The organism is Pseudescherichia sp. (assembly GCF_031998825.1).
In the GTDB taxonomy this organism is placed as follows: domain Bacteria; phylum Pseudomonadota; class Gammaproteobacteria; order Enterobacterales; family Enterobacteriaceae; genus Pseudescherichia.
In genome coordinates this window covers 93804-105026 of record NZ_DAMACX010000010.1, presented here as the reverse complement: position 1 = coordinate 105026, position 11223 = coordinate 93804, and the positions used below count along the sequence as shown (strand labels likewise).

Annotated in this window: 10 protein-coding genes; all 10 read left to right on the top strand. The window is 54.7% G+C overall.

All coding sequences use genetic code 11. The features are described from left to right. Positions 1-147: 147 nt before the first annotated feature. Positions 148-1023, top strand: a complete 876-nt coding sequence (locus RTP97_RS07255) for a ParA family protein (RefSeq protein WP_006777717.1) — start codon at positions 148-150, stop codon at positions 1021-1023. Then, a complete protein-coding gene (gene dnaB-PI / locus RTP97_RS07250) occupies positions 1016-2386 on the top strand; it encodes an SPI-7-type island replicative DNA helicase (RefSeq protein ID WP_006777718.1) in 1371 nt (456 codons plus the stop codon). Before RTP97_RS07255 ends, dnaB-PI begins: the two co-directional genes overlap by 8 nt. Continuing rightward, positions 2383-4077 carry a ParB family protein gene (locus RTP97_RS07245; RefSeq protein WP_049272637.1) on the top strand — a complete coding sequence of 565 codons (1695 nt, stop codon included), beginning with the start codon at positions 2383-2385 and terminating at the stop codon, positions 4075-4077. Before dnaB-PI ends, RTP97_RS07245 begins: the two co-directional genes overlap by 4 nt. Beyond that, the gene (locus tag RTP97_RS07240; protein ID WP_006777721.1) at positions 4070-4780 is read left to right on the top strand and encodes a DUF2786 domain-containing protein; all 711 of its coding nucleotides are present in this window, start codon (positions 4070-4072) and stop codon (positions 4778-4780) included. The genes RTP97_RS07245 and RTP97_RS07240 overlap by 8 nt, the downstream gene beginning before the upstream one ends. A 6-nt stretch (positions 4781-4786) precedes the next feature. Further along, on the top strand, positions 4787-5377 hold the full coding sequence (locus RTP97_RS07235) for a DUF2857 domain-containing protein (protein WP_006777722.1): 591 nt from the start codon (positions 4787-4789) through the stop codon (positions 5375-5377). Next, complete coding sequence (locus tag RTP97_RS07230; RefSeq protein ID WP_004115572.1) at positions 5374-5622, top strand: hypothetical protein; 249 nt, start codon at positions 5374-5376, stop codon at positions 5620-5622. The genes RTP97_RS07235 and RTP97_RS07230 overlap by 4 nt, the downstream gene beginning before the upstream one ends. A 99-nt stretch (positions 5623-5721) precedes the next feature. Continuing rightward, positions 5722-6960, top strand: a complete 1239-nt coding sequence (locus RTP97_RS07225; RefSeq protein ID WP_006777723.1) for an STY4528 family pathogenicity island replication protein — start codon at positions 5722-5724, stop codon at positions 6958-6960. 416 nt (positions 6961-7376) lie between these two features. After that, a complete protein-coding gene (locus RTP97_RS07220) occupies positions 7377-8090 on the top strand; it encodes a PFL_4669 family integrating conjugative element protein (protein ID WP_010615557.1) in 714 nt (237 codons plus the stop codon). Between the two features lies 1 nt (position 8091). Then, entirely contained in the window at positions 8092-8646 is a 555-nt protein-coding gene (locus RTP97_RS07215) for a hypothetical protein (protein WP_006777724.1), read from the top strand. Between the two features lie 15 nt (positions 8647-8661). Beyond that, complete coding sequence (locus tag RTP97_RS07210; RefSeq protein WP_006777725.1) at positions 8662-10683, top strand: DNA topoisomerase III; 2022 nt, start codon at positions 8662-8664, stop codon at positions 10681-10683. Positions 10684-11223: the final 540 nt, after the last annotated feature.

Genomic DNA, 11223 nt, shown 5'->3' with positions numbered 1-11223 from the left:
AAATAGTGGTGCCCGGACTCGGAATCGAACCAAGGACACGGGGATTTTCAATCCCATTGCCGGAAAGTTAAATTTTTTGCCTTTGTGTTACAGAGATGTGAATAATCGCTAACGCATACATCCAAACCATTGTTTTGGATGTGCAAAATGACAATACTTCCCGTTATCTCTCCCAAAGGTGGAGAAGGCAAATCCACGTTTGCTGCTTACCTTGCCGGTTTTCTTGCCGATGCTGGCCTGAATACCCTTCTTGTGGATGCAGACTATTCCCAGCCCACAGCCAGCAGTATCTTCGCGCTGGAGCATGAATCCCCATTCGGTCTCTATGAATTGTTGATGCAGATGGTCAGTGACCATACGCAATGCATTTCGCAGACCGCCATAAAAAATCTCGATGTCATCTACTCAAACGACCCGGACGAACTGTTGCCGACCGCGATGCTCCACGCTGCAGATGGCCGTCTTCGCCTGCGTAACATACTTCAGCATCCTTTCTTTAACCGTTATGACGCCATTATTGTGGATTCTAAAGGCGCAACAGGCGTTATGACTGAGCTTTCCCTCCTGTCCTCTACCGGTAATGTGATGGGCGTTGTTAAACCCATCCTTCCGGATGTCCGTGAATTTATCCGCGGCTCCCTTCACATGCTTACCCGCCTGAAAACCTATGAAAATTACGGTATCCGCCTTCCTGATATTTCCATTCTCGTCAACTGTATCGAAAACACTCTGCTTGACCGTGAAGCAATGGACGGTCTTGCCGCCATCATTAACGAAAAACATTACGACGCCTCTGCGCTGGGCAACCGTGACGTTTATCGTTTACTCAATACCCGTATCGAGGCGCTGGATATTTTCAAACTGGGGCACGTCAAGCAGCAGCCCGTGCATCGTCTGGAATACAAAACACGCCGCAAAGGTCCGGCCGCAGCCGTCACCATGCACGACCTCGCGTGTGAACTGTTCCCTGAGTGGCAGAGCCATTTCAGTGACGTTCTGACCCGGGAGGTGCGTCATGTCTGAGATGATGATGCCCTGCTCTTATGAGGCTGAGCAGGCCGTACTGGGCGGACTGATGCTTGATAACGACCGGTGGGATGAGGTGATACTGCAAATCTCCCCGGAAGATTTGTTTTCCCGGCCGCACCGTATGGTCTTCCGCGTCATGGCCGAGCTGGCCGGAGAAGGGCTACCGCTCGATCTCATCACTATTACGGAACGGCTGGAGAACAAAGGCGACCTTGAACAGTGTGGCGGCTTTGCTTATCTGGCTGAAATGAGTAAAAACACGCCGTCTGCAGCCAATATCCTTGCTTACGCCGGCGTGGTGGCGGAGAAAAGCCGCCTGCGGCAGCTGATGACAGTGGGTAACAGTCTTCTTTCCGATGTGCAGGCCCCGAAAGCCAGCTCGGCCGGCATCCTTGAGTCGGCCGAAGGTAAGCTGTTTAACATTGCCGAACAGGGAGCCATGCAGCTCAACAGTGAGACCGGCGTTAACGAGGCGCTGGATAAACTGCTGACGCATCTGGAAAGTATGTCCGCCAGTGACGGCCTCACCGGCACACCGACCGGTTTCAGTGAACTGGACGCGATGACCTGTGGTCTCCAGCCCGGCGATCTGGCCCTGCTGGCCGCCCGTCCTTCCATGGGAAAAACGTCGCTGGCCATGGCCGCCTGCACCGCGGCCGTGGGCGCAAAACCTGACGATCACGTCTTTGTGTTCAGTCTTGAAATGCCCTCAGAGCAGCTGATGATGCGCCTGCTGGCGATGGAAGGCCGGGTGGAACTGTCCCGGCTTCGCAGCGGCAACATGGATGATGAAGACTGGGCTCGCGTGTCAGCGGCTACCGGTCGCATTATTGAATGGAAAAACCGTCTGATCATTGATGATACCAGCTACCAGACCCCGGCTACACTGCGCGCCCGCGCCCGTCGCTATGTCCGCAAATACGGCAGACCCTCTCTCATCATGCTGGACTATCTGCAGCTTGTCCGCTCCCCCGAGCAGGAAAACCGCACGCAGGAAATAGCGGAAATTTCCCGCTCGCTTAAGGCGCTCGGTAAAGAGCTGGGCTGTCCGGTACTGGCGCTTTCCCAGCTCAACCGCCTGGTGGAGCAGCGGGCCGATAAACGCCCTAATAATGGTGACCTGCGTGACTCTGGTGCGCTTGAGCAGGATGCAGACCTCATCATGTTTATTTACCGGGATGAGGTTTATAACCCCGGCACTCCTGATGCCGGGGTGGCTGAGATCATTGTCGGCAAGCAGCGGCAGGGGCCAACCGGCACGGTGAAAGTCAAATTTGACGGGCGTTATACCCTCTTTTCGGAGTTTCAGGAAGGCAGCTATGACTTCGGTTACCGCAGCGGGAGGAAACAGGCATGAGCCGTAAAAGTTCTAATGTGGGGGCTGCCATGCTGCAGCCCGGACGCCAGTCGCAGGCGGCCGGCAATATCAGCGTCATGCCGGCGGCTGAAATGCCCATGGTCCTGACGCTCGACCAGTTAAGCCCGAATCCTGATAATCCGCGAACATCACGCAATCCGCGTTATGACGATATCAAGGCTTCCATCCGTTCGCGCGGGCTGGACACCGTACCCAAAGTCACCCGTGACCCGGATGGTGAGCCCGATATGTACATCTTCAGCGACGGTGGTAATACACGTTATCAGATCCTGTCAGAACTGTGGCAGGAGACCGGAGAAGACCGTTTTTTCCGTGTCCATGTGTTGTTCAAGCCGTGGCCGGGACGGCTGCAGTGTGTTATCGGCCATCTGGCAGAGAATGAAGTGCGCGGGGAACTGAGTTTTATTGAAAAAGCGCAGGGGATCCACAAAGCCCGCTCTATATATGAAGAGCAGTTAGGAAAGCCAGTCTCTTTACGACAGTTGTCAGAGCTTCTGACCCGTGAAGGTCTGCCGGTACATAATTCAACTATCAGCCGTATGGAAGATGCACTGAAATATCTTTTTCCGTGGATCCCAGACCTGCTTGAGTCCGGGCTCGGCAGGCCTCAGATAACGGCGCTGCTGGCGCTCCGGCATGATGCTGAACGCGTGTGGGATGAGTTTTGCCTGATTTCAGACACAGGCGACAAATCCTTCAGCGACGTTTTTGGCCAGTGTTGTGGCCGTTTCAACTCACCGGAACTGTGGTCTCTTGAGATGTTTCGCGATGAATTAATTGGTGATTTACTGAATGCGCTGCCCCATCCGGAGCTGGATTATGACCGCTGGATGATGGAACTGGATCCTAAAGAACGTAACCGCAGACATCACTTCGGCGATCCAGAACCGGTGTCCATCCCTCCCGTAAACAGCCTCGTCACCGCTGACTCTGCAGGTCAGGCCACACCGGCGCAGAAGTCTGTTGAGGTCGCGCAGCCTTTCTCCAGTCCACGTCGTGAAATCTCAGGAGAGCCGGTAACGCCCGCCACGGATAATACCCCACCTGAAAAACTGGATAAACAGCCCCCCCGGCATGAGGTTCAGCCAGATATGTACGGTGCCGCGCCGGTCATTTCAGGTGAGAGCGGGGATGTTAGCGGGCTGGTTACCCTCTCCGATGGGTACGGAGAAGAGAATGGTGGAGAAGAGGACAATGGGGAGGATGGCCTGCTTTCTCTTTTAACACCAGAACCTGAAGTTGTCCTGCAGGATGACGCGCCAGTGACTAATGACAGCATCTGGCATGTGCCGGCCCATCAGGACGATATCGAACACCTGCAGAATACCGCTTTTCGTCTGGCCTGGGAGCTGGGTGAGGTCCTTGGCTGCGAAGATGAAATTCTTCCGCAACGCGACAATGACATGTCTGCCGGTTACGTCGGGGCAGGTGAGGTGTGTTCTGAAGCCGCCGCATTTCTGCTGGGCCTGACCGGCGAAGCGCCTGCGCTGCATCCTGCGGCAGGAGTGTGTGGTCTGCCGGAGCTTTTCACCGGCGGCCCGGGTGAGGGGGAAGCACCTGCACTGACAGATGAAGATGCTCTGAAACTGCTGCGCCTGATGCGCGTTATGCGCCGTCTTCGGGAGCTGCAACGCGGTCTGACGTACGGGGAGGATAACAGTGATGAATAACTCACAGCGACAGTTGCGACTGCTGAATCTTGTCAGGAAACTGCTGAAGCTGGGCCGCAGCAACAGTAATGCCCATGAGGCAGGACTGGCCCTGCAGCGTGCCCAGAAGCTGATGGCCAGATACGGTATCAGCGAGCTTGACGCCAGTCTTACATCTGTGCGCGAGGCGTCTTCCCGCACGGCCCCTTCGGATGCTGAAAAAGTTCCGGAATGGATGGTGACCCTTGTCCGGGGCGTCTGTCATGCCTTTGGCTGCCGCGCTTATTACTCATGGCGTCAGACCTCTGCCGGGTATCGCCGTTCGGTAACCTTTTACGGATTCAGTGAAAAACCTGAGATAGCAGCCTATGCCTTTGATGTGCTGACGCGCCAGCTGAAAGATGCCACAAATTCTTATCTCAAAACCCAGAGTAAGCGGCTGAAACTGGCCACACGCCGGGCGAGAGCGGAGCAGTTCCGTGACGGCTGGGTATGTGGGGTGCGTGAGGTGATATCGGCAACTGACATCAGCAGCGAGGAGGAGCAGGTGATGAGCCACTGGCTGGAAAGCCGCAGTATGAAAACAGTCACAACCCGTGAACTGAAAGCCTGCCGCGGGGCGGATACAGCACGTTATCAGGGGTATGAAGCCGGACAAAATGCCCGTATTCATCATGGTGTCAGCGGCCGGGGTCCGGCAGCCATTGGTTACCGTCAGGATTAAGGGGGAATGATGAACAGTTTATCTCAGGCTGCCAACGGATTGCTGATGCAGCTGGTTATGGATCTCAGAAGTGGCTATCTGCGCCGCTGCGAATCGCTGGGACTGAACCGCGAGGAAATGCAGATGCTGCAGGGGCTCTCGCTCGAAGAGCTTCACTACCTTTCCGGCAGTGAGGTGTCGATCATCAGTGTGGGCATCAATCACGGCAATCTGGTGCGCATGCTGCAGCAGGCCCGGACGGAACAGAAACGACTCCAGCGTATCGATCGGGCGCTGGCGCTGGGCGGCTCCATTGAACTGATGGCCAATTACTTCGGGCTCTCCAGTACGGACGTGGCGGCCCGCCGTCGTATTGCCGGTATCGATGTCCGGCCGGGGCGCGGTAACGCACTGGGTGATGAGGAAAACGCCGCCCTGTGGCGTCAGTGGCAAAAGTCCGGCGTTGAAGATGCGGAAAGTGCTGACGGGCTGGACGTAATGATGCTGGCTGCAGAACAGATGAACGTCTCGCTGACGTCCGTCTGGCATGCCGTCCGCGGCTGGCACAAAACCCGGCAGCCTTCTCCGGCACGAACGCCGGTAAGGAAGACGGCATGAAATACAGGATGGTTGCGCCGGGCCTGCGGGCTCCCCATGGTACGCCGCCGCAATGCTGTCAGAAGGCGTTACGTCAGGTTCGCCGTTTCCGGCAGGGGGCGCGTAATTACACCCGGCTCGATGAGAAAGGCTGCGGTTACTACAAAATCGATCTCGGCCCGTTCTGGCGTTTGCTGAGTCGCAACGAAGGCCGGACATGGCTTCTTCTCAGCCACGAACGCTATAACAGCGCCATACGGAAATAGCAGCATGACAGCCTGTTTACCCTGCACCCGTACGCGGGTGCATTACTAAGCATACTGACAGTTCAGAACGGCCGTGATGGCGGCCGAAAAGGAAAAATAATGAGTCTGCCTGCAGAAAGCCTGATTGCTTATACGCTGGATAAAATGAATGCCCGCCTTGCGGCCAGACCCCGGCGGGATGATGGCAGGATACGTAACGGCCTGCTGTTTACCGGAAATGTGCATGATTCCATTCCCCGCCGGCTGTTGCTCGACACGCGGTTGTCACCACTGGACAAGATGGGCTGGATGATGATCCGGCTGTATGCACAAAATAATGAGGGGGCAGTTTTCCCCAGCTATGACGAACTGCAACTGCAGCTTGCCTCACCCGGAAAGGGGAAAGCCTCAAGGGAAACGGTAAGCCGCGTCCTGCTTATGCTACGAATAACCGGCTGGCTCAGCCTCTGTAAACGCGTGCGGGATGATAAAGGGCGGGTGCGGGGGAATATCTATGCTCAGCACGATGAGCCCCTGACGTTCAGCGATGCGGAAACGCTCGACCCCCGCTTCCTTGATACGGTGGCGGATGCCTGCCTGAGTAAAAACCGGACTATCAGCCAGACCGCCCGCGAAGTGCTCGACGATATAAAAAACGACCCCACCATGCGCCATTATCGCAGCCATCTTGCGCTGATCGAATCGCGTCTGGACCGCCCACAGACGCCCAGCCAGATGGCGAAACATCATCACCGAATACCCCGTCCCGCACCGGGTTCGGAAACCGAACTCAGTCATAAACGGCCAGGAATCATCGCTAAAAAACAGGGTTCGGATACCGAACTCAGCCCAGAAAGATACAACAATTCACTGAGTTCGGAATCCGTACTGCCAGTAAAAACAGGCAGTTATGACCGGGTTCGGAAACCGAACCATTACGTACGTAGTATCACACACAGTGTGAATAAAAATACGTACGTACCGGGTAAACCTGTGCTTCCCGACAGTTTGCATGAACTTGTGCCGGCAGAAGATATTGCCATGCTGACCGCCCAGCTGCAGGCGCTGCCTGAAGAACAGGCACAACTTGTGCTGCTCAGCCTGCAAAAGGTGATGGCACGCCAGCAGCTCAGCAACCCGGTTGGCTGGTTGCTGGCCGTAATGAAAAAGGCCCGTGAGGGCAGGTTATACGCGCCCCGTCAGGCTGATGATTCGCCTGAGAGTGCCGTGCAAAAAAATGCTCAGCGTCCTGAACAACAGCTGTGGAAGCCAGAACCACGTTCTTCTGTCCATCCTGTATCGGAAGAGAACATACGAAATTTGGTTAGAGATATTCGTAGAAAGCTAAACGATAGATAGCTACTTCTAGAACCGGAGGTTAAAAAACAACCACCGCTGCGAGTGGCAGCAGTGGTTAAAAAGCAATCGGTGCTGCGAGTGGTAGCAGTGGTTAAAAAGTAATCGGTGCTGCGAGTGGCGGCAGTGGTTAAAAAGCAAACAGTGCTGCGAGTGGCAGCGGCGGATAAAAAATGTACAGCACTGTATGGGTCTGGTTTGAGTAAAACATGAAAGGATTTTATCTTTTGATTTTTAAGCAGTTTGAGGTGTCATTCTATATAACTGACTACTTCAACGCCCTGAGCCAGCCCGCTATGAAGCCATATAAGTGAATTTCCGAGATTAGGGATCTGGTTTCTAGTTGTCCCCAAGCTCCTGCCTGAAGAGTATCACTGACTCAGGTCGAACCTGACCGGGATCTTACAGGAGATGATTTCATGACCACTGAAAATGAAACGCGAAGCGATAAACCGGGCGGACTCACATCCTCCCTGAAAATCGAGATCCACTCAAACTATGCTATCCGTCTCTGGGAAGGCCGCCCGCAGGCTCAGGCGAAGGAGGGTGTAAAGAAAGTTAAGCATGCCATCATGAGTATGCCCCAGGCTATTAAGCGCTCAGGAATTATTTATCAGGATTCCCTGGCAGATAACCCATGGGCAGATGAGGCGATGTTCAGGGTTGAAACGCTTTTGAATGAAGCTGGAGAACATATCAAAAGCCGGGTAGAAGAACTTGAGGTCATATTGAAATCAGTTCCCCCTGCTGTTTCATTTTCTGACATTGCCTCCTCGTCTCCACTTAATATAGGCGTATACAGTCGTTCTCCGCTGGGTTACAGATGTGTATGGGTACTCGTCGGATATGACCAGATGGCCCTTAAAGCATTCCAGGCGGCTCATTACGGTCTCATATCCCGCAACCGTCGCGATGAACTACTGAGCCATTGCGCTCACTTAATCAGAAAAGTATATGGTGTGCTACGCCTTTATCGAACCGTCAAGGTTAACCGTGCTGACATAGCAATCCAGACTAAAGAAGCACAACAGGCAATAGAAAAACTGGGCATGCCCGATACTGACATTCTTACTGGTAAGAAACGCTCTTCCTTTTCTCCACCTCTGAGAAAAGCCGTTCAGGAGGAGAAATAATATGATTCGCCCTGTGTTCCTCCTCACCTCCTTCTTTTTACTGAGCGGATGCGCAACAACGGACTGGGCTGCGATTAATAAACAGGTCAGCGATACCGCTGCGAACCTGACAAAAACGTTAGGCGGCAACGACAGCGGAGAAAGTGGCGGGATGCCGCTGATGAGCCCGGCGGGGCAACAGGCCATGCAGTCCGTCGATAAAACGTTCTCCGTGCCGGTCGATGTGGATACCGCGGCGGCCCGCCTGAAGCGCCATTACAAATTTATCTCCACACAGGAGCTTGAGGCACTGCGGCAGGCCGCAAATGACGGGGACTGGAAAGCGGCGGCAGAAGATGATGCGCATCCCGTCTGGGACGCCATGCCGGGCAGCTACTACAAAATGGGCTCCGACTGGAACGGACGTGATCACCTGGATATCGAAATCGAGAAAAACGGGTCCGGCAGCAGGCTCTATGTTGTCTATCGCTCATCATCATCACAGCGTCTGGCCGGGTCCGGCGTCACGAAGCTGATGAATGATGTCCGCGCTGTTGCGGCGGGTGAAAAACGCTGATGCGGGAGGCAACACATGCAACTCTTTCTGTGTGAAAAACCCTCCCAGGCAAAGGATATTGCCCGCGTGCTGGGTATCAGCAAGCGTGAGCAGGGATTTATCAGCGGCGGTAACATCGTTGTGACCTGGGCGGTCGGCCATTTACTCGAAACTGCCAGCCCTGAAGCCTATGGCGAGCAGTATGGCAGGCCATGGCGTGCCGATGTTCTGCCTGTGCTGCCTGAGGCCTGGAAAATGGTCGTTAAAGAGCAGACAAAATCGCAGTTCACCGTTATCAGTAAGCTGCTCAAAAAGGCGTCTGAAGTGGTCATCGCAACCGATGCCGACCGCGAGGGCGAGGTGATCGCTCGTGAGCTGATGGAATACTGCCGCTACAGTGGCGCGGTACGCCGGCTCTGGTTGTCAGCCCTGGATGAGGCCAGTGTGAAGGAAGCACTTAGCAGTATTCTTCCGGGGGAAAAAACAGCCCTGCTGTATGATGCCGGCAAGGGCAGGAGCCAGGCGGACTGGCTCATTGGCATGAACCTGACGCGTCTTTATACCCTTAAGGCCCGTGACTCAGGGGTGTCAGAAGTGCTGTCCGTCGGGCGGGTACAGACGCCGACGCTTGCTATGGTGGTTAACAGGGATAATGAAATCACATCCTTCGTGCCAAAGCCCTGGTGGCAGGTACATGCGCTTATTGAAAAAGAGGGCGTCCGGTTCCGGGCAGTCTGGGTGCCCGTTGAGCAGTACTGTGATGAGGAAAAGCGTTGCATCAATCCCCAGGCCGCCCGGGCGGTGGGGCAGTTGTGTCAGCAGCAGGGCAGGGCTGTGGTACTGGAGGTAACACAGAAGCGGGAAAAAACGGCGGCCCCCCTCTGTTTTGACCTGGGCACCCTTCAGCAGGTCTGCTCCCGAAAGTTCGGCATGGGCGCAAATGATGTGCTCGCCATTGCCCAATCCCTCTACGAAACCCACAAAGCGACCACCTACCCCCGGACAGATTGCGGTTTCCTTCCAACTTCGATGCAGCAGGAAATACCCGACGTTCTGGCGGCAGTGGCAAAATCCGATCCCGCTGTGGCCCCGGTACTGAATCAGCTGGACAGGAAGTTTGTCTCGCGTGTCTGGAATGACAAGAAAATCACCGCGCACCATGCCATCATTCCCACCCGACAGGCATTTGATTTGTCGCGCCTCAGCGCCGATGAGCTGAAGGTCTACCATCTGATTCGCCAGCATTATTTCGCCCAGTTCCTTCCGCTGCAGGAATCTGACGTGACGGAGGCGTCTTTCAATATCGGTGGTCAGCTGTTCCGTACACGCGGGAAAGTCGGTGTGGTGACGGGCTGGAAGTCATTGTTCCAGGCTGAAAAAGATGACGATGAAGAGGACGTCGACGGTGACAGTATGGCGCTGCCGGCGCTGGCAAAAGGGGATATTTGCGCTGTCACCGGTTCTGAGGTTAAAGATATGAAAACCAGTCCGCCTAAACCGTTCACGGAGGGGACGTTGATTGCTGCCATGAAGAACGCGGCCAGTTTCGTCAGTGACCCGAAGCTCAAGAAAGTGCTGCGTGATAACGCAGGTCTGGGCACAGAGGCGACGCGTGCGGCAGTACTCGAAACCCTCTTCAAACGACACTATCTGGAGAAAAAAGGGAAGCACATCCACTCAACGCAGATGGCCCGGGAGCTGATTGCGGCCCTGCCGGAAACGCTGACGAGCCCGGGCATGACCGCATTATGGGAGCAGGCACTGGATGATATTTCGCAGGGGAAAATGTCGCTTGCGGTCTTTATGCAAAAGCAGCTGCAGTGGACCCGTCACCTTGTCGAAAAAGGCCGCCAGGACAGTGTGAAAATCACCGCTCCCGTCACGCCCCCTTGTCCGTTATGCAAAGGGCCCACACGTAAACGCAAAGGTAAGAAAGGAGATTTTTGGGGTTGCGTGCGTTACCCAGACTGCAAAGGTATTATTAACACCAACGGGAAAAAGACCACAAAGCGCAAAAAAGCAGCATCAGGGACAAAAACAGAATCATCCGCACAGTGATGAGTTATTTCACTGTACAACCCCGGGCCGGGTTCTGCTAATGTGACTACGCTTCGATATGTACCCCTTTGCCGGAGGCAGCCAGCTTAACTTTAACGGGATTAATCTGGCAACCGGCACGACGGTCTGCCATCGCACATCTGGCAGGAACTGTAAGACGCATGCGCTCCGTGAAAATCGCGTCGGGAACGGATCCCCGGAGTAGTGAGATACATTAAGGTCTGGTACAGCCCCCACGGCGTTGCATATGCAGCGCCGTTTTCATTTCTGGTTTTATGGGTTGACACCAGGCTTGTTTGGTTTAAAAATCAACAGTGCTTACCGCTGTTTTTCACAGCCAGCTAAAGTTTCAGCAGTCTGAGAGAAACGCCTTAGGGTGACTGCCAGCTAACGTTTCACCGGTCTGAGAGAAACACCTTCGGGTGACCGGAAAATCCTCGCAGCCTGAGAGAGGATACCTTCGGGTGGTAAATCCGTTTAACCTCTGGAAACGGATATCACTGCACAGTGATTGAGGTCCTTTCAACATACCAGACTCTC